Here is a 22,519-nt window from a genome sequence, read left to right on the forward strand (position 1 = left end):
TACGCAGGTGGATGGTTACTTCCCTGGCGGTGGTCGTTGTTCTGATCGCGACTCTGGTGGGCTGGACGCTGTACCAGAACACCTATGACATCCGTGAGGAAAAAGTGACGATCACCGGGGGATCGGTGCCGCTCCAGGGAGTCCTTGCACTGCCCGAACACGGTGACGGTCCCTTCGGGCTCGTGGTTTTCGTCCACGGAGACGGCCCGGTCGATGCAACACATGAGACGTTCTATCGACCGGTGTGGGAGGCGTTCGCAAAGGCGGGGTACGCGTCACTCTCCTGGGACAAGCCGGGGGTGAATGGGGCACCGGGCAATTGGCTCGACCAGAGCATGGACGATCGCGCGGCAGAAACGGAAGCGGCAATCGAGTGGGCGCGGGGACGTTCGGATATCGATCCGTCTCGGATCGGTCTGTGGGGTGCAAGCCAGGCAGGGTGGGTGATGCCCAAGGTGGTGAACCTCGACCCGGACGTAGCGTTCGTCATTGCCGTGGGTCCCGCGATCAACTGGCTCCAACAAGGCGAATTCAATACCCTAGCCGAACTTTCCGAGAGAAATGCGTCGGCCGACGAGTTCGAGAAAGCGCGGGTCGATCGTGCGAAGAACTTGGATCAGTTGGCCCGTGATGCATCGTTCGACGATCTCGTGGCCTCCGGCGAGGCCGACGGTCTCACCGAAGACCGGTGGAACTTCATCCGAAAGAACTACCTCTCGGATGCGCGAGCCGATCTCGAAACCGTGAAGGTTCCGGTGCTCTTGATCATCGGCGGACAAGACGTCAACGTCGACGTGGCTGATACCGAAAGGGTGTATCGCGAATTGTTGGACACTCCAGGGAAATTGGTGGTCAAGAAGTACCCCGACGCTACGCATTCGATCGTGGACAAGGATCTCGAAGACTCGGAAGTGAGGTCCGCTCTGGTGGCCGTCCTTGCTCCCCGTTCGATCTTCGCTCCCGGCTATCTAGCGGATCAGACTGCATTTTTGGAGGGAATTCATGGCTGACGGAATCACGGTTGTCGCACTGGGTGGTGCCGGTGCCATGGGCTCGGCAGCAGTTCGTCTGGCCGCAACATTGCCGGGAATCGGCAAGGTAGTAGTCGCGGATCGCGATATCGATGCTGCGAAGCGTCTTTCAGTTGAACTGGCGCAGGCGTCAGCGGAAGTCGAGGCGCGCAGCATCGACGTCACGGACGGTCGCACGCTACGTGAATTGCTTGACGGCGCAGACGTGGTCGTCAATACGGTCGGACCGTTTTTCCGTTTCGGCGTCGGCATTCTCCAGGCAGCGATCGGGACCGGGACTCACTATCTCGACATCTGCGACGACTGGGAGCCGGCCGTCGACATGCTGGAATTGGACTGTGCCGCGAGGGGAGCCGGAATCTGTGCGGTAGTCGGCATGGGCGCAAGTCCCGGGATGAGTAACCTCCTGGCCGCGATGGCAGTCTCGCGATTGGACGTGGTCGACGATCTGTATACAGCCTGGCCGGTTGATGTCGAGGGCGAGGACGAGTCGGTGGACACATTGAGTGCAGCCGCCGTTCACTGGATGCAACAGATCAGCGGCCAGGTTCCGGTGGTTCGTGCGGGGCGAATCGTCAACGAAGAACCGTTGCGTTCCATCGCACTCGAACTGCCCGGCGGACGTCGGGGGAACGCTTACGTGGTCGGGCATCCGGAGCCGGTGATGTTTCATCGGACCATCAATCCTGCGGGGCATTCGGCAAATCTGATGGTCATCACACCGGAAACCGTGGCGTTTCTCGACGTTCTCCGCGCCGACATCGACAAGGGGAGAATCGATCTCGACTCGGCCGCCGAAGAATTGGGCAAGCCTTCGCTCGGACGGATGATCCGTGCTGCGCCTCGAATGCTCACGCGCGCCGGCCACGGATCCCTGCCGTTGTTCTTCGCCTCGGCGACAGGAATGTTCGACGGAAGAGCGATGCGCGTCGTGGCCCGGATTGCAGACGATTCACCGGTGTCGGAGTTGCTGTCGGACATGGCCGGTGCAACCGGAATCCCCTTGGCGCTCGGCCTTGCTCAGGTGGTGTCCCGGCTCGCCGACGGAACGATTTCGGATCGGATCGGTGTGCACTCACCCGAGAGCGTCGTCGACCCGGAAGTTCTGTTCACTGCGCTGGCGCGGTTGTTCGATCGAACCGACTGGAGTGAGATCGTCACCGTCGAATCCGAGTTCCGCTAGTCAGTTCGCGGCGTGTGATCCGATGCGACTGCGGATTTCGGTCTCGACGCGATCGGCGTCCTTGGGGCTGAACGAAGGCGATCCGTGGCCGGCGAGAGTGAGTACCACCGCGGTCTCCTTCCACGGGCGTGAAAGATCCAGGCTGTACCACGAGCTGAAATCTGTTGTTCCCCAGATTCGTAGGCGTCCGCTCAGCCATGACATGACTCCGAGGTCGACGGATTCGATCTGCGAGTACGGGACGAACTTGCTGACAAACGGGAAGTAGTAGTGGCGGATCGTGACGCCCTGATCGTCGATCCGGACGGTTCGGTCCTCGTAGATTGTCGATGTTCCTGCACTCACAGTGATAACCCGGTTCCTGCTGGTCGATGCTCTCGATGGCTGCCTGAAAACCAACCATACAGTCTCTATTGGGACAGGCTGCGAGCGCGGGCGTCAAGCGCTGGTGGGCCTTGAGACGACGAGATCGCTCACCGCGATCTGGGCATTGCCGATTGCCGTCTGAACTGGTTCACAACTGCTCGATGCTCGGGCGAGCGCAAGAACTGCGGTGAGCAGGGCAGCGTCGGGTTGTCCTTCGAACGGTCCGCTCTCGACATCGAACTTTCCAGCTCGCAACTGCTTTCGGGCGTTGATTCCCAGTTGTGAAATGACCTCGTCCATCGCGGTCAGGCATTGGGCGAGCGCTCCGATCGACCAGTAGAGATCGGCTGCAACGACGGGTGTCCCCGACGCCACGGTGCCGGCGCGGCGTAATCGGTTGTGGGTGTCGAGGAGTATCTCGGGCAGTCCGTGGTCTGCGCAGTGTTCCATCCCGCCGCCTCCGTAAGGTGTAAAGTTAGGTTATTCAATTACGGTAAAGCAGGGAGGTAAGGGATGCAAGTAGTTTTAGACGATTACGTATCCGGTGCGTCGTTTGCGACGGACCTGGTCAACACCTCACCCCGAGTGTGGGTGGAGGCTGGTGACGCGTTGCCAGACTCCCAGACGCTTCACGATCTACTGGACGAACATGGACTCTCGCCGGATGCGCTCACCAACGGACGCGGGCCGACCAGCGGTGAACTTGCGGACGTTCAGGGGCTCAGAGAGGAAATTCGTTCGGTTCTCGATGCTCCGACTGCCGGCGAACTAGTCGATCGCACTCATCAACTTCTCCAGGCCGTCCCGCATCACGTTCGACTTACGCCAGATTCCCAGAACGGCTATCGGTGGAATGCAGTACCGGACAACACAATCGATCTCGCGGGTGAACTCACGTTGTTGATCGGATACTCGTTGCTGGGGACTCTGCGCACATTGGGGTACGAACGATTCCGTCCATGCGCATCGCCGACGTGCAACGGGGTGTTTGTCGATACGAGCAGGGGAGGGCGACGCCGATACTGCATGCCGGCGTTGTGCGGCAACCGAATCAACGTCGCGAATCACCGTCAACGGCAGCGTCGTACTTAGCGTCTGCGCTTGCCCGGTCGATAGTGACAATCGAACAGAGTACGGCCGACTGTATGGGGAACTTCAACGAGATACAGACCACGTCAATCCCGCACGATTGTCGCCATGGCAACTCCTAGTAGATGGCGGCTCGTATGAAAGCCCGTTCTGTCTCCGCGACAGCAGTTATCAGCGTTGGCGTTTTCACCCTGGCCGGGTGTGGCGGCGCATCCAGTCCCGAAGGTTCAGTCGGTGAGTATGCAAAGGACGGCAGTTTCACGACTGTCATCAACGCCGATCCCGGAAATCTGCACCCTCTGATCACCAACCTTACGTCGACTCAGATCGTGAACGCGTACTCGTACGATTCGTTGATCGACATCGACGCGCAAACACGCACTGTGCGTCCCTATCTGGCGGAGAGCTGGAGTGAAGAAGGGAACACGCTGAAGTTCGTGCTCAAGAAGGGCATCACTTGTGCCGACGGCACTTCCTTCACCGCACAGACCGCGGCCGATGACATCAACTGGGTCATGGATCCTGAAAACGCTTCACCGCTACGCGGATCCACTGTGCCGATGTCGACTTCGGCCTCAGCGGACGGTGACGAACTGACGGTGACTACCGCCGAGCCAGCGCCCTTCCTGCTCTCTCGGATCGGCGCGTTGCGGCTTCCGTGCGCTGCGACGCTCGAAGACCCGGCCAGTATCCGTTCCAGTAGTAACGGAACGGGTCTGTTCAAGGTCACCGAAGTTGTTCCCAACGATCACATCACGATGGAACGCCGCGACGGTTACACCTGGAGTCCGAACGGCGAGACCACTTCAGACACTCTCGGAGTGCCGAAGACAGTGACGATCAAGATTGTCACCGATCCCAGTACGACGGCGAATCTTGTTCTCACCGGCGGAGTGAATGCCGCAGCGGTCACCGGTTCGGACGAAGAACGAGTCTTGGCCGCGGGTCTGGATTCGAAGACCTACACCACGTTGTCCGGCGAGTTCATCTTCAATCATTTCGCGGCCCTACCCACGGCAGACCGTGCTGTACGGCAGGCCCTCGTGCAGGCAGTAGACCTGGACGACTACACCGAGATCACCACCGGCGGTAAAGGAACCCGCGCACGCGCCCTCGCGGTTTCGGAACCCCTTGCCTGCGACTACAACAGTGTCGAAGGGACGATCCCCGATTTCGACGTCGATGCAGCAAAGAAAACGCTGTCCGACGCAGGTTGGAAGGCGGGGCCCGACGGCATCCTGACGAAGGACGGTCGACCGCTTGCCCTCAACGTGATTTTCAACAACTCACGCGATACGAACTCTGCCGCCGCGGAATACGTGGCAACACAGTGGGAAGGACTGGGCGCGAGAGTGAAACTGACCGGCGGCGACTACAGTTTTGTCATCGCCAACACATTCAGCACCACCGACCTGTCGTCGTGGGACGTTTCCATCGGTTTGACGCTGGGGAGTGATACGCCGAGTATCTTTGCGAAGTACTTCACCGGCCCACCGAAGCCTGAAGGAGTGAACTTCGCTTCCCTCGACAACAAGAAGTACATCGAATTGTCCACTGAGGCTTCGCTTCTTCCCGGTGACGAGTCCTGCAAGGTCTGGGAGGAAAGTGAGCGGGCATTGTTCAAGGACGTCGACCTGCTGCCGGTATCCACGACTCCCGCTCACATGTTCTTCAACGGGGCAACGTCGATCTATCCGCCATCGAGCGGAATCCTTCCGGGCTCGGCGATCCGTGTCCTGAAGTAGGACCCTCGGCAGCGCTCACTTTCGGGTATTGATCATCCGAAGAGCAAACCGAAATACCACTGCAGCACCCGCACCTGCAGCCAGGCCGGCGACGACATCGGCAAGAAGGACACCGACGCCTATGCCCAGGACGGCAGCGGCGGCGACAGCAAGGGCTACGTCAGCACGAGGAGCGGCGATCGCGGCATCCTTTCCCCGAGTATCGAACGAGCACCCATCTCAACGGAGCATGTCACGAAACTGTCGTCCGCAGGTGTATCAACAGCAAAATGTGTGAAACGCGTCGGCCCCGACGGAGTTGGACTCCGCCGGGGCCGGGCTGTGTGTACAGCGCAGTGTGTATTGCGCGCTGGCTCAGTGTGTCGGAACGGATTCCTTCGAGGAGGTCGGGGACGTATCGGTGTGCTGGCTACCAATCTCCTTGCGGGAGTTGGAGCTGTTGAACCGAGGGAGGAAACCGGCCAGGACGAGTGCGACGACGGCGGATCCGGCAGCGAGGGCCATGACGACGCGGAAAGCGTTCTCCGACGGCAGCGTTGCCCCACCGATGGACATGGTCATCTGGGCGATGACGACACCCGCGATGGCGCTGGCGAATGATGTACCGAGGGAGCGCATCAGGGTGTTGAAGCTGTTGGCTGCACCGGTCTCGGACGGAGGAACAGCCCCCATGATGAGAGCGGGCATCGCGCCGTAAGCCATACCGGTACCGGCGCCGATGATCACTGCGATCACGATCAGTTCCCAAATCGAGTGCATGGCGAAAATGCCGATGCCGTAACCGATTGCGACGACAACGGCGCCGAGCATGAGCGTCACCTTGGGGCCGTGCGAATTGGTGATGCGTGAGGACAGCGGAGAGATCAGCATCATGATGATGCCGGAGGGAGCCATGACCAGACCTGCGGTGAGCATCGAACCGCCTAGGCCGTAACCAGTGACTTCAGGCAACTGGACTACCTGGGGAAAGACCATGCTGGCGGCGAACATCGCGAATCCGAACACGATCGATGCGAGGTTGGTGAAGAGCACCTGGCGGCGGATGGATACGCGTAGATCCACCAGCGGCTTGGGGGTGCGTAGTTCCCACCAAGCCCAGAATCCGAATATCAGGATCGCGGCGCCGAACAGGGAAAGCGTGAGCGTGCTCGTCCAACCCCAGTCGCCACCCTTGGAAATGGCCAGTAGTAGAGCGATGAGGGCGGCTGAGAGCGAGATTGCCCCACCGAAGTCGAACGTGCCACCTGTGCGAACCGTCGATTCGGGGACCAGGACGACAACAAGAACGGCCGCAAGAGCGCCGAGCACGGCTGACGCCCAGAACAAGACGTGCCAGTCGGCGTACTCGGCGATCAAAGCCGCGATCGGAAGCCCCAGAGCGCCACCGACTCCCAGCGAAGCGCTCATCATCGCAACAGCGCCGGCGAGCTTCTTGGGCGGAAGTACATCGCGCATCACACTGATACCCAGCGGAATGACGCCGGCAGCAAGGCCTTGCAGGATTCGGCCGGCAACGAGGGGGATAACGCTCGAACTGAGGGCTCCGACCACCGAACCGGTGACCAACAGCGCCATGCTGATCAGGAGTAGACGCCGTTTGCCGAACATGTCGCCCAAGCGGCCCATGGTCGGGACGGCGACGGCAGCTGCGAGCAGCGTGGCGGTCACAGCCCACGCGGTATCGGACGCCGGCGCGTTCAGGTACTCGGGCAGATGCGGGATGATCGGGATCACCAGCGTCTGCATGAGCGAGACGACGATGCCGGAAAACGCCAGAACAGCCACCACTGCGGTGGTGGCTGGCGACTTCGTTGTCTGTGGCGGCGTTGTCGGTGGTGGTGAAGTGGTTGACGACATTGCGGTAACTCCATCGGAGGAAGAACGAATAATGGTTTAAGTCAGTTGCTTGAACTAAAGTTAAATCAATTGACTGACTTAACGGAAGGCTGTGTCTCCGATCGTGACGAATATCTCCGGTGCCGAGCAGCTTCGGATGGTCGAGGATGATGGTGTCCATGACTACGAGGACTGAGGACGCGTCGGCCGATGTCGGCGGCGCCGCAAATTCCGCGCGCTCTGCTGCAACCCGAGACCGCATTCTCGCCGTCGCCGAGCAGTTGTTCGCAGAACATGGAGTCTTCGCGGTTTCGAACCGTCAGGTGAGCGAGGCGGCAGGTCAGGGCAACAATGCAGCCGTCGGATACCACTTCGGGACCAAGACCGATCTGGTCCGCGCGATCGTGAACAAGCATTCCCAGCAGGTCGAGAAGAAGCGTGGCGAACTGCTGTGTGAGATCGAAGGGTCCACAAACGTTCGTGACTGGATTTCGTGTCTGGTTCGGGCGTCGACCGATCACTACGCCGAAATGGGTGGCCCGACTTGGTACGCGCGGTTCAGTGCACAGATTCTCACCGACCCGGTCCTGCGGAAAATCGTCTACGACGAGGTACTGGCCTCGCCCACCCTGCAGGAGACGCTTCGGGGACTCTCTGACTGTCTGGCCGACATGCCGATGAGTGTTCGACGCGCCCGCGCGGACATCGGACGCAATGCGATCGTGCACATGTTCGCCGAACGTGAGCGCACGCTTGCCGAAGAGGGGCCGGACGCGGTCACGTCATGGGAGGACTTCACTACCGACCTCGTCGACGCGCTGGTCGGACTTTGGACGGCTCCGATCAGCCGCTGACCGGCCGTTTGTCCGCGCTAGCCGCCCGGTCCGGGGCAACCCTGCGCAATGGATCTCGCATCGGCGGAAGATCCAGGAGCAAGCCGACTCCGGCAAGAATGATGACAAGACCGCCAACGAGCGCGAAGGTAACAGGCTCATTCAACCACAGCACTCCGATGGCTGATGCCGAAATCGGAACGAGAAGAGTGACGGCCGATGCCGCGACTGGACCCGCCTGACGAATTATCCAGAAGTAGACCAGGTAGCCACCGGCGGTAGCCCCCAGCCCCAGGGCTACCACGGCGATGAGTGGGCCGACGGTTATGGGCCCCGGAGGGGGAGCGACGGCGGACACCGGCACCAAGAGGGCGACCGCGGCAAGTTGTTGGCCGAGGGCCAGCGTCAGGGGTGGAGTGTCCTGGAACGACTTTCGTGCGTAGACACCTCCGACTGCGTACAGCAGCGCCGCGGTCAAAGATGCGCCAATGGCCAGCATTGCGCGACTGTCGATCGCTGACGGAATTCCGCCGACAAGCACCGAGACGCCGACGATGCCGATCGCGACCCCCGAGAGTTTTCGCCAGGTGATCTTTTGTCGAAGCCAGAAAGCGGCGACGAATACGGTGAACATCGGAGTCGTGGCGTTCAGGATCGACGCCGTCGACGAGTTGAGGCCGACGATCGCAGTTGCGACAAGCGTCAGGGGCCCAGCGACGTTGAGGGCAGCCAGCAGTAGGAATGCAGGAAACCGATGACCGACCGCGCGCCAGGTCGATCTGCTGGAAGCAGTTATCAGCGCGAGAACCAACGCTGCAACAATGAAGCGGCCGTGCGTCGTGCCGACGGCGCCGAGAGTTGGTGCTGCCACAGCAACCAGGGGGAACGAGCTTCCCCAGAGCATGCCGACCAACAGCAAAGCTCCAACTACGGCGAATCGGCTGCTGCCGATTGCTTTCCAGTTCTTCATTGCTCCTCTTCGTCGACGACCTCGCGGACATGGCTGGTTGATGCCAGACCTACCCTATACCCCCAGTAGGTATAAGGTTGACTGTGTCGTGATGCTGCAGGCGAGCGGGGATCCAGCGACGGTATATTCCCTATCCCGCAACGGTTTATACGGCGAGATGTCAACTGAACGCACCCTCAGGCTCAGTAAAATATACCTATAGGGGGTATACTGGCGGTTGTATCGGGCTCGCTTGCGGGCCACATCCGTCCCGCAAAAGAACAGGAATCCCAATGAGCAGTTGTGGCTGTGGCAACACCCCGAAGTCTGACGCCAAAGGCGATGTCGGCGCTGTCGGTTCGGCGATGCCGACCGGTGGTAAAGACCTACTCAACGCTGGCAGTAGTGAACTCGTCGAATGTCGGGTCATGCCCGGCAGTGTGATCGAAAAGGCACGTGCCGAAGCGGAAGGCCTGTTTCGTGACTTCGAAGGAAATCGGTACTGGTTCTGCTGCAAGGGATGTGGTCCTCGGTTCGACGCAAATCCCAGGAAGTATGCCGACGTGAGCTGAGCGAAAAGTGGTGGTGCAGGCGATGGCTGCACCACCACTTTCGTTGTAGCCCTGTCGGGGGCAGTCGGGCCGTCGACATCAGACGGCGCGAGCGCACGCGCACTGGGTAGCCGCCAAGGTGCATTCGCCTCGGGTGGTTTCGTACGTCGCCTGTACGGGCAATTCAGCAACCGTCTCCCGAGGCCAAAGTGCAAATCCTGCAACGGTTCCCACTGCAGCAAGCGCTGCAAGGATGCTCCAGGTGACCGCAAATCCCGCGCTCGAACCAACCCATCCGGCGATCGGATAGGTGACAAGCCAGGCGAGGTGTGACAGGGAGAACTGGGCTGCGAATACCTCCGGTATACCTGCGGGTTCGACGGAGCGCCGAAGTACTTTTCCGGTCGGAGTGACGATCATGGCCATCCCGGCGCCGACGAGCGCCCACACTGCGGCAGTGAGCATCCAAATGAATACACCGGCCACGGCGAGGGCCGCTGCCGCGCCGGCGCTGACGACCAGGACAACGGAACCTGCTGTCATCACAGTACGTTCAGCGGTTCTGTCGAGAACGCGTGGAAGAAGAAGCGCGGTCACCAACGTGCCGGTGCCTGACGCGGCAAGCATCCACGCCACGTCGGATTGGGTTCCACCGAGCTCGTCGCGGACGTAGTTGACGGTGTTGACCACCACGATCGATCCGGCTGCTGCCACCACGAGATTGAGTGCCATGATGCCGCGCAGTCGCGGTGTGGTCACGAAGATTCGCACCCCCGACGCGATCCGATCCCACGCCTTGCGGTGAGTACTCCGACGAGCGTTGGGGATTCGGGTGGCCAGCACGAGCAGTGCCGAGACCGCAAAGCCCACGGAGGTGGCGACGAACAACAGGTTGAATGTCATGAAGGACAGTGCGACTGCGGCAAGAACAGGGCTGAGCAGGCTTTCCATCGTGTAAGCGACCTGCGAAGCCGACAGTGCGCGGGTGAAATCGGCCTCGTCGGTCACGATGTCAGGGATGACCGCTTGGAACGTGGGAGTGAACGCTGCCGATGCAGCTTGGAGAACACCTACCAGCACGTAGATGTGCCAGATCTCGCTGACGAAGGGCAATGCGATCACGACCGCTGCGCGAATGGCGTCGAGGGCAACGAGGAAAGCCCGTCTCGGCAACCGGTCTACGTACGCCGCCGCGAGTGGAGCGATCACGACGTACAGGGACATCTTGATCGTCAGCGCGGTGGCCAGCACGGCTCCGGCGCTCGGTCCGGCGAGTTCGTAGGCGAGTAGACCTAGCGCAACCGTCGCCAACCCGGTGCCGAACAGCGCGATGATCTGGGCGCTGAAGAGCAGGCGATAGTCGCGAATCAAGAACAGACGCAGGATGTTCCGTTCCGGTGCGGACTTAGCGATCCGGTTCATTTGGTTTCACTCCCGCGACAAGATTGAAAGCTCCGGTCAGGACATTGAGGGCGACGATTCCGACTACGTCGGCGATCTCGCGATCACCGTAGCCGTGCGCTCGAAGGCCCGTGATGTGTTCGTCTGAAATCGAGGCAGGCTCCCGATAGACGCGAAGTCCGAGGTCGATCATTGCCGCGATGGCGGGATCGGCCGAGGTGCCCGCGCGGGCACGCTCGATCTCGTCCGCCTCGACGCCGTTGGCGTGTGCGGCGGCCACGTGGGCTTCGAGGCAAACAGCGCAACCTTGCTGGACCTGCACAGCGATAGAGATTCGCTCGGTGATCTTGCGGCTCAGTTTCGCTCGCTTCATTGCTCGGCTGAGTTGCAGATAGCCGCCCAGCACAGCGGGCGAATGAGCCATCGCCGCGACCATGTCACCGACCTGTCCGTGACGGTTCACGAGTTCGGCGAGAAGGTCTTTCGATGCACCGACAGCGGTGGTGGGCGTGAGAGAAGCAAGGCGCGACATAACGAGTCCTAAGTGGTTCCGCCGGTGGTGGGTTCGGCTGGTGACAGCCGGCCGAACCCACCACTGGAGTTGGTCAAGAATTGACGGTGGATTGAACGGTTCGAGGATCGTCGACCTTGGTCGACCGCATCACGACCGCGGTGATTGCTGCGCCAACCACTGCGATGGCGGCTGCTCCGAGGAACACGGCGGAGAAACCGTTCGTCAACTCCGTCAGGTCACCGAGTTGATCAGCGCCGAACACTGCTGCGATCGCGGTCATCACCGCGAGGCCGACAGCCGAGCCGACCTGGTAACTGACGTTGACGATGCCGGAAGCCAATCCGCCCTCTTCCGGGCGTGCAGCCGAAATCGCCGTACCGAGTGAGGGAATGAACGCCAGCGTCATACCTGCCGCAGCCACGAGCGACGCCGGCAGTACGTCGACCCAGAAGTTGCCGGTGGGCCGGATCAACGACATCCAACCCAAACCGATTCCCAGTACCAGCAATCCGGCTACGATCATTGCTTTTGCGCCGAAGCGCGCCATGGCCCGTGGTGCCACGACGACCATGCCGAGCATGACGAAGATCGTCATCGGCAGCAGCGCCGCACCGGCCGGGAAGGCGCTGTATCCGAGCACTTGCTGCAGGTACAGGTTCAGGAAGAACCACATCGGTATCCAGGCGGCGCCGAGCACGAGCTGAGCGATGTTCGCGGCACCGAGGTTGGGCGCCTTGAAGATTCCCAGACGCACCAGAGGTTCCCGACGCTTCGACTGGATCAATACGAATGCACCCAACAGAGCGGCCGAAACGGCGAGCGCCAGCCATGTCTGCCCGGATCCCCATCCGACATCAGGTGCTCTGACGATGCCGAAGACTCCGACAGCAAGACCTGCGGTGACAGCGAGTGCGCCGAGGAAGTCGATCGACCCGGTACGTGCCGGTGCGTTCGGCATCAGGAGGGGAGTAGCGATCAGTGCGATGACAGCGATGGGAATGTTGAGATAGAACACCCAAGGCCAGCTGGTGTATTCGGTGATGACGCCGCCGAGGAACACGCCGGCCGTACCGCCGGCCGGAGCGGCAGCGCCGTAGATGGACAGCGCCTTGGTCATTTCCTTTTGTGTGCTGCCGAACAGCATCATCAGCAAGGTGAGCGCGGAGGGCGCGATGAGTGCGGCGCCTGCGCCCTGGACTGCACGGCCCGCAAGTTCGACGGCGACGTTACCGGCGGCACCGGCGACAACGGAACCGATCAGCAGGATCAGCCAACCAGCGGAGAACACTCTGCGGGCGCCGAACAGGTCGGACAGGCGGCCGCCGAGGAGGAGTAGCCCGCCGAACGCGATGACGTACGCATTGAAGACCCAGGTCAGGCCTTCTTGGGAAAAGCCGAGATCGCTCTGCATCTGGGGGAGAGCGACGCCGATGATGGAGGTGTCCATGATGACCATGAACTGAGCGGCGGCGATCAACGCCAACGCCCACCACTTACGGGTGGATTTCGGTTGTGTGGACATTCTGAGTTCCTTACCTGTACGGGGTATAGGTGATGCTTGTGTGGTCAAGGGGTGTCGTAAGCGGGCCTGGGTGACATCGGCGCAGCGCTTCGTTGGGGTGCACGGGGAAATGCTGCTCTTGGAACTCATTCGGCCGGCGCTCTGCGTAGATGCGCATCGGATCTCCTTCGAGTGAATTCAGGGTGTTCGAGTAGTTCGTTGCATACCCTAGGGGGGTATGGTACAAATTGCAACAGGTTCGATGTCAAGGAGTGCAGAACCTGACGCAGACGGCAACGAAAGTGCTGCCGACCCAAACTTTGGAGGGCAAGATGTTCAGCGACAACGGCTACACACTGGAATTGGCAACGTCGGAGGCGGCCGTCGGCAACCATGTCCCCTTGCAGTTCCGGATCCTGGATCCGGTTGGAACTCCGTTGATCCGGTACACGGACACCCACGACAAGCAGTTGCATCTGATCGTGGTCGGTCTGGACCTGACCGGATTCCAGCACGTGCATCCCGAATTGGACGAGAACGGAAACTGGCATGTGTCAGTCGATTTCGATCATGCGGGAGACTATCGAGTATTCGCTGATTTCACTCCGGACGGTGGTGACGGAATCACGCTCAGTGCGGATGTGCGCGTCGCCGGATCCTACGATCCTCGGCCGTTGCCCGCCGCTACTGCCGCCACGACGGTCGACGGCTATACCGTCTCCCTCGAAGGCGCGGCCCATGCCGGCCAGACATCGAAGCTCACGCTCTCGGTCAGTCGTGACGGAATCCCGGTCACAGACTTGCAGCCCTACCTTGCCGCATACGGGCATCTGGTCGCGTTGCGTGCCTCCGACCTCGCCTATCTCCATGTCCATCCGGACGGCTACCCCGGTGACGGTGTCACGCCGGCCGGACCGGCAATCACCTTCTACGCCAACATGCCGAGCGCCGAGGATTACCGGTTGTTTTTGGACTTCAAGCACGGCGGAGTGGTGCGTACGGCGGAATTCACGCTGACGGCCGACAATGCGACCACGTCTGGGGCCGAACACTCGAGCCACGCGCACCACGGGCACTGAAACCGAATGAGTTTCGCAGCAACGGGAAAACGGGCATGGGCAATCGCCATGCACCCATCTGTTCGCGCAGTAGCGAAGTGCGTGGCGATGTGCACAGTGATTGCTCTGCAAGACAAGGGAAGTCGAAGAGTATCCGCACATCGCACCGGTAACGAGAATTGTTGCGAAGTCACGCGTTGACGAACAGGAGGACATCGAATGTCGGAAGCGACAGAAGTTGGCAGTGCGCCAAGCGGCGCTCCAAACAGTGTCCAAAGCAGTGATGCGACCGGCGATGTGTGCTGCACGGGAGATTCGCACGGCTACATCACCGCCAAGGGCGACTACCTGGCGCGTCTGCGTCGCATTGAAGGTCAAGCTCGCGGCCTGCAGCGCATGGTCGACGAGGACAAGTACTGTATCGACATCCTGACGCAGGTGTCGGCGATGACCAAGGGCCTCCAGGCGGTGGCCATGGGCCTGCTCGAGGACCACATCGGCCACTGCGTCGTCAAAGCCGCTGTTGCCGGTGGGCCCGAGGCGGACGCGAAGATCAAAGAAGCAAACGACGCGATTGCGCGATTGGTCCGCTCATAGAATTGTGATGAATGTTGATACCTTGGTGCGCATGTTCAGTATCGAGATCCGTCGTACATTCGCTGTGAGGCAGGGGCTTCCGGCACCGGTGCGGGACGCGAAGAACTTGCCGCCGCTGATGCCTGCCGAGGGATTTCGCGTGACGATGCGAGTGGCGTTCTCGTTCGAGGACGACCAACTCGGAGAACGTGGATGGTTTGTCGACACGGACGCTCTGGACGAGTCCGTCGATCGATGTGCCGAGCAATTGGCGAGCGGTGCCTGGCCGGAGATTTTCGATTTCCGTCCGTCATTCGAGAATGTCGCGAAGTGGGCTTTCAGTGAACTTGCGTCCAGCATTCCTCAGCTGACCTACGTCGAACTCGACAACGAGACGATCGGTGTGGCAACAAGATACGTCAGATCACAATGATCTGACGTATCTTGTTGACGCACCGCGTTCGGTCGACCGGCCTACTGGTAGAGGCGCAACGCAGAACCGATGAAGGTCTTACCGAATGCGAGTCCGGCCTTGTTGAAGTAGAAGCTCAAGACCGTATCTGCAAACGGGACTGCGGACACCGTTTTGGTGATCTGTGACTCGGCGTCTGCCCACTCCGCGCACGCTTCTTCGCCGGTCAAGCCGGATGCCTTGGCAACGGCTGCTTCGTAGGCGGGGTTGTTGATCGAAGAGAAGTTCTTACCTGCTGCCGGAGCAGGACCGGAGAAGAACGGGACGAACCCGCTGGGAACCGAATTGTTGATCTGGATCCACGCGATGTCCCACTGGTTGTTGTCCTTGCCACTGAGCATGACGTCGACAACCTTGGTCTGGTCGGCTCCTGTCACCTCGACGGTCGCACCGAGGTCGGACCATGCCGACTGGGTGAGCTCGGCTGCCGCGCTGCGCGCATCTTCGCCGGCAGCGTAGAAGAGGCGGAGGGTCAGCGGCTTTCCGTCCTTGCTTCGTTTGCCGTCGGAGCCGGCGATCCAACCTGCAGCGTCCAGTGTTGCCTTTGCTGCGCTGAGGTCGAAGTCCGGAATGTTGCCTGCGACAGAGTCGTACACACAGGCTCGGGGCTCGACGGAGACAAGACTTGTTGCACGGGTGCCCTGGCCGCCAGTGATGACTTCAGCGAGATCGTCGAGATTGACAGCCTGGACGAGAGCTTTTCGAACGGCGGGATCACTGGTCGGATTGTCCGCAATCTGATTGAAGTACATCTGACCGGCGGGAAGTGGGCGCTGGACCGAGTCGAAATTGGCGGCATCGATGCGATCCTTGTCCGGACCGGCGATCGGAGATGCGCTCAGTTCGCCTGAGAGAAGCTGGTTTGCTGCGGTGCTGACATTGGGTGCCATGACAGCAATGACTGTCTTGGGGACACCCGGTGTGTCGGAGGTGGTGTCGTCGGGCCCCCAGCTGTAACCGTCACGACGCTCGAACGTGTAGTGGTCATTGGCCGAGACTTCGGTGACTTCGAACATGCCGGAGCCCAGCGACTTGTTGTTCGAGGCGGTCGGATCTTCGAGACCGGCATCGCACATGATCGGGAGGCGACTGATGGTGAGGAGGAGGAACGGGGTCGGCGCCGGAGTGGTTACCGTGATGGTGCGGGTGGCGAGATCGGCAGTGGCCGAAGCGCCGATGGGAACTGTGGTGCCGCGTTGTTGTGAACCCTTGGCTGGATCGGCTACGAAGTTGATGTTGTTCGCGACGGTCTGTGCAGTCAGCGTCGACCCGTCGGTACAGGTCACGCCTTCACGAATGGTGAAGGACGCGGAGGTCGGCGTTTCTTCCCACTTCTCGGCCAACCATGGTTTGAATTCACTGGTTTCAGGATCCTGGTAGACCAGGGAGTCGTACGCCAGCTTCGAAATTTCCGCGGTTGCCGCAGAGCCGGACATGATCGGGTTGAGTGCACCCGGATCGCCTTGCAACGCGTACCGGAAGGTTCCGTCAGTCAGAGGCTCACCGCCGCCGGAGCCCGAGGACGTGCCTCCCGAGCTGCAAGCCGACAATACGAGCGCGAGCCCCGCGGTCGCGGCAAGCGTCGAATAGGAGCGGTGTTTCATTGTGCCTCCGTGAAGGAGCCGGGGCCCGGGAGTGAATCGTGAGGGCGCAGTCGAGTGTGACCGCTAAATCTTGGCGCAGGACGTGACGGGCATCTCGGTCGATCCTCACGAAAATCGGGCGGATTTTTGTTCGATTTCACGAAGGTTGGAGTTCTGGTTCAGTTCACGGGGAGTCGAGGTCACTTCGTCGTGGCCACCCGGTCTCCGTGAGCACGGTTCCTGGAACTGACCTCAACGGGGAGGTGGGGCCGAGACCGTGGAGGTCTGCGTCGTCGTCGATTTCGGACCAGAATTCGTCCGCCGAAACATCAAGGCCGAGAACGATCCACGGCGGTCCGGCTTCTTGGAACGCGTACGAGACGGTTCCGGTACGCGGAACTGTCGTATCGAACAGTCGGTCTCCGACGGGATAGCCCTGCTGCTCGCCGACCAAAGTCAAGGTAGTCGGTTCGAAGGATGCATCGCGCAGAATCTTCTCGACTGCGCGGTCGAAGCTCTGCTGGACGCTGAACTCTTCGTCCGAGTTCGAACCGGTGAACTCGGGGAAATGCGCACAACAAAACGTATGGGCCCGCTGAGCTGCAGTAGAGACGAAACACGGGAAATCCACCGGCCACGACGTGACGTTAGCAGGGCGTCGAAATGGAGAAGTTGCTGTTTCAGCAAAGATGGTTGCGTGAGTTGTGGAGGGTCGTTCATCCTGGGTGCATGAGCCACGAACACCACAATCACCACGAAAACTCCGATACCACCGAGAATCCGTACGCCAAGGCGGACGCACAGTTCTGGAACTCGCTGTACGAGGAACGCCCCGCGCGCTGGAGCGGAAATCCCAACCCACAGTTGATTGCCGAAGCCTCCGACCTGGAACCGGGCACGGCACTCGACGTCGGTTGCGGCGAAGGTGCCGACGCTTTGTGGTTGGCGCGTCGCGGGTGGAAGGTCACCGGCACCGACATCTCGTCGGTTGCGCTCGGCCGCGCCCAGGCTCACGTCGAGGGCGAGGGCGTCGACATCGAATGGCTGGAAGCCGACCTGACGAAGTGGGATCCGCAGGGGCGCTCGTTCGATCTGGTGTCCGCGCAGTTCTTCCATATGCTCGAACCCGCGCGCGGGGAATTGTTCCGTGCTCTCGGAGATCTGGTCGCGCCCGGCGGGCATTTGCTGATCGTGGGCCACTCACCTCACGAGTCGCCGACCGAGCACCATCGGGCCATGCTCCATACACCCGAATACGTGGAGTCGCTGTTCACCGATGGTTGGAAGGTGTTGGTCTCGGAGTCGCGGGAACGTGATCTTCCCGCGAACCCCGAGATGCATCACACGACGGATACCGTTGTGCTGCTTCAGCGATTGAGTGCGAGCACCGACAGCAACTCGTAAGCGACGTGGGCCGCTGCGATACCGGTGATCTCGGCGTGGTCGTACGCCGGCGCTACCTCGACGATGTCGGCGCCGACCACGTTGAGTCCCACCAACCCACGCAGTGTGTTCAACAATTCGCGAGAGGTCATGCCGCCCGCTTCGGGTGTTCCGGTGCCCGGAGCGTGGGCGGGATCGAGTACGTCGATGTCGACGGAGACGTACACCGGGCCACCGTCGAGGCGCTTACGCATGCGCTCGACGATGCTGGCGACACCGTCGACCTCGTAGTCGTCACTGCGGATCACCTGGAAGCCGAGGACGCGGTCGTCTTCGAGGTCCTTCTCGCTGTAGAGCGGTCCACGGATGCCGATGTGCTGCGAACGCTCCATGTCGATCAGGCCCTCTTCGCTGGCGCGGCGGAAGGGGGTGCCGTGGGTGAAAGGCTGACCGAAGTAGGTGTCCCAGGTGTCGAGATGAGCGTCGAAGTGCAGGACGGCGATCGGGCCGTGATCGCGGGCCAGTGAACGCAGGATCGGCAGTGCGATGGTGTGATCGCCGCCGAGCGTGAGCACGGAGGAACCGTCGGCGCGCAGGTCGGTGACGGCGGACTGAACCGTCGTGAGAGCTTCCTGGATGTCGAAGGGGTTGACGCCGATGTCGCCGAAATCGGCTACCTGCTGGTTGGCGAAGGGCGAGACCTTCAGCGCTGGGTTGTACGGACGCAGCAGCTTCGACGCAGCGCGGATGTGCCCCGGACCGAACCGGGCACCGGGGCGGTAGCTGACACCCGAATCGAAGGGGATGCCGAGGATTGTCACGTCGGCGCGCGAGACCTCGTCCAGGCGCGGGAGACGCGCAAAGGTGGTCGGCTCGGCGTAGCGGGGGACGCGCGTGGCGTCGACGGGTCCGATGAACGATCCGGGGTTGTTGGTAGCCATGTGCAGAGGTCCCTGCTCTCGATTCGGCGCACACCGGGCGCCCTTCAGTGATGTAGCTCTCTGAGCAAGTATGGTTTCTTCAAAAGGCTCGGTTGTCAACCCCTGTTTCCTGAAAGGGACACGGCGGTCGTGAAGGAGTGGGTTCAGTGGCCAAGGCGAAGGAAGCGGTCGAGCCGATCGGACCGCGCATCGGGGCGAGGCTCAAGGCGGCACGTCAATCGAAGCGGTTGACCCTCGACGACCTGGCCGAGGCCTGTGGTGTGACCAAGGGGTATCTCTCGAAACTCGAGCGCGATCACGTCAACGCGTCGGTGGCGACCCTGATCAAGGTGTGCGCGGTGCTCGAGATCCCTGTCGGATCCCTGTTCGAGAATGCGTCCGCCGGTGAAGTGGTCCGCGCCGACGCCATGCCGCAAATCAGCTTCGGTGGCGAAAAGATGACGGAGTACCTGCTCACGCCTACCAACGAGCGTCGAATTCAGGTGCTGCTGGGCGAGCTGGAACCAGGCGGCGGAAGTGGTCGGGAGTTCTACAGTCTGCCGATCGACGTGAACTTCGTGCACGTGCTCGAGGGCGGCTTGCGGGTCTCGTTCGAGGGCGGTCGGACGGATCCGAACGGTGAGGCCGTCGATGCCGAAGACGTCGTACTTGCGGCGGGCGATTCCTTCACATTCACGCCGACGCACAACCATAGTTTTCAGGCCGAAGGCTCGGTTCTGGCGAAGGTTCTGTGGGTCTTGAATCCGGCATTGCCGGAAGGGCCCCGCGCGTCGTCTTCGTGAGACTCGAATCCGTGAATGTTGATTCTTAGGAAACAAGAGTTGACATGATTGGCGGCACCCGTCACCCTGGTAGTTGTCCCCGTCACACACACCGTCGAAAATTGGCGTCACGGAACTCCTGAAGGAGCGCACCATGCATGTCGATTCAGTTCGAGTTGGCCTGTTCCAAGGTCCGCTCACCACCCCGGACACCTTTGCGTCGGTGGAGTTCAATCTCGCTGCAATCGACACTGCTGCCCGCGAGGCTGCGGCATCCGGTGCGAAGATCCTGCTGACGCCGGAGATGTCCGCAACCGGCTACGACATCGGTGAACTGGTGTCGCTACGCGCGGAGCCGGCCGACGGCCCTATCTTCGATTCCGTCGCCGAGATTGCTCGAAGTGCAGGCATCGCAGTCGTCTACGGCTACCCCGAACTCGACGGGGGAGACGTCTACAACAGCGTGCAGGTGGTGGACCGCGATGGCACTTCGCTTGCGCACTACCGCAAGACGCATCTGTTCGGCACGCTCGACCGTGAGCACTTTCGGCCAGGTGAGACCCTGGTGGTCGGGTTCGATTTCGAGGGCATCCGCTGCGGATTGTTGATCTGCTACGACGTGGAATTTCCGGAAGCGGTTCGGGCCCATGCCGACTCCGGTACCGAATGGCTCATCGTGCCGACAGGGTTGATGACTCCGTACGAACACATTGCGCAGCAAGTGGTTCCGGCCCGCGCATACGAGAGTCAGATGTTTGTCACCTACGTCAATCGCTGCGGCGCCGAAACCGAGCTGACCTACTGCGGTCTCTCGTGCGCCATCGCGCCCGACGGTGCCGAGTTGGCGAGGGCCGGCGGCGACCAGGAATTGCTCTTCGCGGACATCGCCGCCGCCACCGTCGCGCAATCGCGCACTCTCAATACACATCTCGACGATCGACGCCTCGATCTGTATCCAGACCTTCCTGTCACGACTGTCTCCAAGGAGAACCGTAGATGACCATCCCAGTAGCTCCGGACAGTTCCTCGGAACCCGGCAAGCAGCCGCCCCTCACGATGTTCGGACCGGATTTTCCGTTCCCGTACGACGACTACGTTTCCAGTCCGGCGGGACTCGGCTCGGTGCCCGACCTGGCACTGGGTACCGAGGTTGCCGTGATCGGTGGCGGACTCTCCGGCATGATCGCGGCCTACGAGTTGCTCAAGATCGGTCTCAAACCGATTGTCTACGAAGCCGATCAGATCGGCGGCCGGATGCGGTCGGTCGAGTTCGACGGGCACCCCGGGGTTGTCGCCGAGATGGGCGCAATGCGTTTCCCACCGTCGTCGACGACGTTGTTCCATTACCTGAACGAACTGGGTCTGCAGACCGAAGAGTTCCCCAATCCCCTTGCCGAGGTCACACCGAGCACGGTCATCGATCTCAAGGGTGAGAGCCACTACGCGCACACTCTCGAGGATCTGCCGCCGATCTACACCGAGGTGGCGCAGGCCTGGCAGCGCACTCTCGAAGAGCATGCCGATCTGATTCCGTTGCAGCAGGCCATTCGTGACCGCGACACCGCAGAAATCAAGCGGATCTGGAACGACCTCGTGGTGCGCTACGACGACCAGACGTTCTACGGATTCCTCGCCGCGTCGAAGCACTTCAAGTCCTTCCACATGCGGGAAGTGTTCGGACAGGTCGGATTCGGTACGGGCGGTTGGGATACCGACTACCCCAATTCGATCCTCGAAATCCTTCGTGTGGTCATCACGGCCGCCGACGACGACCACCGCGGCATCGTCGGTGGATCGCAGCAGCTGCCGATGCGGTTGTGGAACCGCGCCCCGGCGCACATGGCGCATTGGCCTGCCGGTACTACGGTCGCTTCGCTCAACGACGGTGAGACGCGTCCCCGCGTCACCGAACTCCGGCGTACCGAGCCCGGCAACATCACGGTCACCGACTCCGAAGGTTTCATTCGCACGTATGCGAGTGCCGTTGTGACAGTGCAGAGTTGGATGCTGCTGAACAATATCAGGTGTGACGACGATCTGTTCCCGATCGACCACTGGACTGCGATCGAGCGAACTCACTACATGGGTTCGACCAAGGTGTTCGTTCTCGTCGACCGCCCGTTCTGGAAGGACAAGGACCCCGTGACCGGCCGTGATTCGGTGTCGATGACACTGACCGACCGTATGAGTCGCGGCACCTACCTGCTGGATCAAGGCGAGGGCAAGCCAGGCCTGATCTGCTTGTCGTACACCTGGTCGGACGATTCGCTGAAGCTGCTGGCGCTCGACGCCACCGAGCGCATGAACATCATGCTGCGCTCTCTCGAAGAGATTTACCCCGGCGTTGACTTCCGCAGCCACATCATCTCGAGCCCGGTGACGCTGTCGTGGGAAACCGAGCGCGACTTCATGGGCGCATTCAAGGCGAACCTTCCGGGGCACTACCGCTACCAGGAGCGCCTGTTCTCCCACTTCGTGCAGAATGATCTCGAACCGCGTCATCGGGGAATCTTCCTCGCCGGTGACGACGTGTCGTGGACCGCCGGCTGGGCTGAGGGCGCGATCCAGACCGCGATCAACGCGGTATGGGGCGTCGTCAACCATCTCGGCGGCGCTGCGCCTGCCGAGAATCCCGGACCCGGCGACGTGTTCGAGGAGCTTGCTCCGATCAGGTTGGGCGACTGAGCTCACCGCAACTGCCGAAATGTCGTGCCCGATGGGGGTTGGTACTCCTATCGGGCACGAC

General features: G+C 61.2%; 22 protein-coding genes. 12 read left to right on the forward strand and 10 right to left on the reverse strand.

Annotation, left to right across the window (positions count from 1 at the left end; genetic code table 11):
• Positions 1-11 precede the first annotated feature (11 nt).
• A complete protein-coding gene (locus tag YH3_RS04740) occupies positions 12-1,010 on the forward strand; it encodes a S9 family peptidase (RefSeq protein ID WP_007727133.1) in 999 nt (332 codons plus the stop codon).
• A complete protein-coding gene (locus tag YH3_RS04745) occupies positions 1,003-2,214 on the forward strand; it encodes a saccharopine dehydrogenase family protein (RefSeq protein WP_058227980.1) in 1,212 nt (403 codons plus the stop codon). Before YH3_RS04740 ends, YH3_RS04745 begins: the two co-directional genes overlap by 8 nt.
• Here the strand turns inward: YH3_RS04745 and YH3_RS04750 are convergent, their stop codons facing one another.
• The gene (locus YH3_RS04750) at positions 2,215-2,559 is read right to left on the reverse strand and encodes a hypothetical protein (protein WP_042922749.1); all 345 of its coding nucleotides are present in this window, start codon (positions 2,557-2,559) and stop codon (positions 2,215-2,217) included. It lies immediately after the preceding gene.
• Positions 2,560-2,652: 93 nt separating this feature from the next.
• Positions 2,653-3,030, reverse strand: a complete 378-nt coding sequence (locus tag YH3_RS04755; protein ID WP_050655926.1) for a hypothetical protein — start codon at positions 3,028-3,030, stop codon at positions 2,653-2,655.
• A gap of 63 nt (positions 3,031-3,093) precedes the next feature.
• Between YH3_RS04755 and YH3_RS04760 the strand changes: the two genes are divergently transcribed.
• Together YH3_RS04760 and YH3_RS04765 are read left to right on the forward strand one after the other, a co-directional pair.
• Entirely contained in the window at positions 3,094-3,672 is a 579-nt protein-coding gene (locus YH3_RS04760) for a CGNR zinc finger domain-containing protein (RefSeq protein WP_050655927.1), read from the forward strand.
• A gap of 134 nt (positions 3,673-3,806) precedes the next feature.
• Positions 3,807-5,414 carry an ABC transporter substrate-binding protein gene (locus tag YH3_RS04765; protein WP_042450529.1) on the forward strand — a complete coding sequence of 536 codons (1,608 nt, stop codon included), beginning with the start codon at positions 3,807-3,809 and terminating at the stop codon, positions 5,412-5,414.
• 354 nt (positions 5,415-5,768) lie between these two features.
• Here YH3_RS04765 and YH3_RS04770 read toward each other — a convergent pair whose 3' ends face one another.
• A complete protein-coding gene (locus tag YH3_RS04770) occupies positions 5,769-7,271 on the reverse strand; it encodes an MFS transporter (RefSeq protein WP_058227979.1) in 1,503 nt (500 codons plus the stop codon).
• A 158-nt stretch (positions 7,272-7,429) separates the two neighbouring features.
• On the opposite strand from YH3_RS04770, the gene YH3_RS04775 reads away from it, so the two are divergent.
• Entirely contained in the window at positions 7,430-8,104 is a 675-nt protein-coding gene (locus tag YH3_RS04775) for a TetR/AcrR family transcriptional regulator (RefSeq protein ID WP_007727120.1), read from the forward strand.
• Here the strand turns inward: YH3_RS04775 and YH3_RS04780 are convergent.
• The 4 genes from YH3_RS04780 to YH3_RS04800 form a co-directional block, all read right to left on the reverse strand.
• On the reverse strand, positions 8,094-9,053 hold the full coding sequence (locus tag YH3_RS04780; RefSeq protein ID WP_064443047.1) for a DMT family transporter: 960 nt from the start codon (positions 9,051-9,053) through the stop codon (positions 8,094-8,096). The two genes, YH3_RS04775 and YH3_RS04780, sit on opposite strands and share 11 nt — an antisense overlap.
• Before the next feature lie 629 nt (positions 9,054-9,682).
• The gene (locus tag YH3_RS04790; RefSeq protein WP_064443048.1) at positions 9,683-11,005 is read right to left on the reverse strand and encodes an MFS transporter; all 1,323 of its coding nucleotides are present in this window, start codon (positions 11,003-11,005) and stop codon (positions 9,683-9,685) included.
• Positions 10,989-11,516: a carboxymuconolactone decarboxylase family protein gene (locus tag YH3_RS04795; RefSeq protein ID WP_020906029.1), complete on the reverse strand. Its 528-nt coding sequence runs from the start codon at positions 11,514-11,516 to the stop codon at positions 10,989-10,991. The genes YH3_RS04790 and YH3_RS04795 overlap by 17 nt, the downstream gene beginning before the upstream one ends.
• 73 nt (positions 11,517-11,589) lie before the next feature.
• Positions 11,590-13,020 carry an MFS transporter gene (locus tag YH3_RS04800; protein WP_029537467.1) on the reverse strand — a complete coding sequence of 477 codons (1,431 nt, stop codon included), beginning with the start codon at positions 13,018-13,020 and terminating at the stop codon, positions 11,590-11,592.
• Positions 13,021-13,331: 311 nt separating this feature from the next.
• Between YH3_RS04800 and YH3_RS04805 the strand changes: the two genes are divergently transcribed.
• From YH3_RS04805 to YH3_RS04815, 3 genes are all read left to right on the forward strand, one after another.
• On the forward strand, positions 13,332-14,078 hold the full coding sequence (locus YH3_RS04805; protein WP_218960286.1) for a hypothetical protein: 747 nt from the start codon (positions 13,332-13,334) through the stop codon (positions 14,076-14,078).
• Between the two features lie 198 nt (positions 14,079-14,276).
• A complete protein-coding gene (locus YH3_RS04810; protein WP_064443050.1) occupies positions 14,277-14,654 on the forward strand; it encodes a metal-sensitive transcriptional regulator in 378 nt (125 codons plus the stop codon).
• Positions 14,655-14,661: 7 nt separating this feature from the next.
• Complete coding sequence (locus YH3_RS04815; protein WP_064443051.1) at positions 14,662-15,066, forward strand: 6-carboxytetrahydropterin synthase; 405 nt, start codon at positions 14,662-14,664, stop codon at positions 15,064-15,066.
• Positions 15,067-15,107: 41 nt separating this feature from the next.
• Here YH3_RS04815 and YH3_RS04820 read toward each other — a convergent pair whose 3' ends face one another.
• Positions 15,108-16,709, reverse strand: a complete 1,602-nt coding sequence (locus YH3_RS04820) for an ABC transporter substrate-binding protein (protein WP_020906034.1) — start codon at positions 16,707-16,709, stop codon at positions 15,108-15,110.
• Between the two features lie 163 nt (positions 16,710-16,872).
• Entirely contained in the window at positions 16,873-17,319 is a 447-nt protein-coding gene (locus YH3_RS04825) for a hypothetical protein (RefSeq protein WP_233272504.1), read from the reverse strand.
• Between the two features lie 98 nt (positions 17,320-17,417).
• Here YH3_RS04825 and YH3_RS04830 point away from each other — a divergent pair, with 98 nt between their 5' ends.
• Positions 17,418-18,092, forward strand: coding sequence for a bifunctional 2-polyprenyl-6-hydroxyphenol methylase/3-demethylubiquinol 3-O-methyltransferase UbiG (locus tag YH3_RS04830; RefSeq protein ID WP_007727092.1), 675 nt, complete (start codon positions 17,418-17,420; stop codon positions 18,090-18,092).
• On the opposite strand, the gene speB is transcribed toward YH3_RS04830, so the two are convergent.
• The gene (speB, locus tag YH3_RS04835; RefSeq protein WP_003941134.1) at positions 18,056-19,012 is read right to left on the reverse strand and encodes an agmatinase; all 957 of its coding nucleotides are present in this window, start codon (positions 19,010-19,012) and stop codon (positions 18,056-18,058) included. The two genes, YH3_RS04830 and speB, sit on opposite strands and share 37 nt — an antisense overlap.
• A 146-nt stretch (positions 19,013-19,158) precedes the next feature.
• On the opposite strand from speB, the gene YH3_RS04840 reads away from it, so the two are divergent.
• The 3 genes from YH3_RS04840 to YH3_RS04850 all read left to right on the forward strand — a co-directional run bounded on the left by YH3_RS04840 (position 19,159) and on the right by YH3_RS04850 (position 22,458).
• On the forward strand, positions 19,159-19,794 hold the full coding sequence (locus YH3_RS04840; protein WP_082920573.1) for a helix-turn-helix domain-containing protein: 636 nt from the start codon (positions 19,159-19,161) through the stop codon (positions 19,792-19,794).
• A 133-nt stretch (positions 19,795-19,927) separates the two neighbouring features.
• Positions 19,928-20,773, forward strand: coding sequence for a carbon-nitrogen hydrolase family protein (locus YH3_RS04845; protein WP_063315099.1), 846 nt, complete (start codon positions 19,928-19,930; stop codon positions 20,771-20,773).
• Positions 20,770-22,458 carry an NAD(P)/FAD-dependent oxidoreductase gene (locus YH3_RS04850; RefSeq protein ID WP_007727084.1) on the forward strand — a complete coding sequence of 563 codons (1,689 nt, stop codon included), beginning with the start codon at positions 20,770-20,772 and terminating at the stop codon, positions 22,456-22,458. The genes YH3_RS04845 and YH3_RS04850 overlap by 4 nt, the downstream gene beginning before the upstream one ends.
• The last annotated feature ends 61 nt before the right edge of the window (positions 22,459-22,519 follow it).

It is taken from the genome of Rhodococcus sp. YH3-3 (assembly GCF_001653035.1).
GTDB classification, from domain to species: Bacteria; Actinomycetota; Actinomycetes; order Mycobacteriales; family Mycobacteriaceae; genus Rhodococcus_F; species Rhodococcus_F qingshengii.

What these genes read in the sequence shown, in the direction of transcription:
- YH3_RS04740 (WP_007727133.1), top strand. Translation starts at nt 12, where the DNA reads ATGGTTACTTCCCTGGCGGTGGTCGTTGTTCTGATCGCGACTCTGGTG.
- YH3_RS04745 (WP_058227980.1), top strand. Translation starts at nt 1,003, where the DNA reads ATGGCTGACGGAATCACGGTTGTCGCACTGGGTGGTGCCGGTGCCATG.
- YH3_RS04755 (WP_050655926.1), bottom strand. Translation starts at nt 3,030, where the DNA reads ATGGAACACTGCGCAGACCACGGACTGCCCGAGATACTCCTCGACACC.
- YH3_RS04760 (WP_050655927.1), top strand. Translation starts at nt 3,094, where the DNA reads ATGCAAGTAGTTTTAGACGATTACGTATCCGGTGCGTCGTTTGCGACG.
- YH3_RS04765 (WP_042450529.1), top strand. Translation starts at nt 3,807, where the DNA reads ATGAAAGCCCGTTCTGTCTCCGCGACAGCAGTTATCAGCGTTGGCGTT.
- YH3_RS04770 (WP_058227979.1), bottom strand. Translation starts at nt 7,271, where the DNA reads ATGTCGTCAACCACTTCACCACCACCGACAACGCCGCCACAGACAACG.
- YH3_RS04775 (WP_007727120.1), top strand. Translation starts at nt 7,430, where the DNA reads ATGACTACGAGGACTGAGGACGCGTCGGCCGATGTCGGCGGCGCCGCA.
- YH3_RS04780 (WP_064443047.1), bottom strand. Translation starts at nt 9,053, where the DNA reads ATGAAGAACTGGAAAGCAATCGGCAGCAGCCGATTCGCCGTAGTTGGA.
- YH3_RS04790 (WP_064443048.1), bottom strand. Translation starts at nt 11,005, where the DNA reads ATGAACCGGATCGCTAAGTCCGCACCGGAACGGAACATCCTGCGTCTG.
- YH3_RS04795 (WP_020906029.1), bottom strand. Translation starts at nt 11,516, where the DNA reads ATGTCGCGCCTTGCTTCTCTCACGCCCACCACCGCTGTCGGTGCATCG.
- YH3_RS04800 (WP_029537467.1), bottom strand. Translation starts at nt 13,020, where the DNA reads ATGTCCACACAACCGAAATCCACCCGTAAGTGGTGGGCGTTGGCGTTG.
- YH3_RS04805 (WP_218960286.1), top strand. Translation starts at nt 13,332, where the DNA reads ATGTTCAGCGACAACGGCTACACACTGGAATTGGCAACGTCGGAGGCG.
- YH3_RS04810 (WP_064443050.1), top strand. Translation starts at nt 14,277, where the DNA reads ATGTCGGAAGCGACAGAAGTTGGCAGTGCGCCAAGCGGCGCTCCAAAC.
- YH3_RS04815 (WP_064443051.1), top strand. Translation starts at nt 14,662, where the DNA reads ATGAATGTTGATACCTTGGTGCGCATGTTCAGTATCGAGATCCGTCGT.
- YH3_RS04820 (WP_020906034.1), bottom strand. Translation starts at nt 16,709, where the DNA reads ATGAAACACCGCTCCTATTCGACGCTTGCCGCGACCGCGGGGCTCGCG.
- YH3_RS04830 (WP_007727092.1), top strand. Translation starts at nt 17,418, where the DNA reads ATGAGCCACGAACACCACAATCACCACGAAAACTCCGATACCACCGAG.
- speB (WP_003941134.1), bottom strand. Translation starts at nt 19,012, where the DNA reads ATGGCTACCAACAACCCCGGATCGTTCATCGGACCCGTCGACGCCACG.
- YH3_RS04845 (WP_063315099.1), top strand. Translation starts at nt 19,928, where the DNA reads ATGCATGTCGATTCAGTTCGAGTTGGCCTGTTCCAAGGTCCGCTCACC.
- YH3_RS04850 (WP_007727084.1), top strand. Translation starts at nt 20,770, where the DNA reads ATGACCATCCCAGTAGCTCCGGACAGTTCCTCGGAACCCGGCAAGCAG.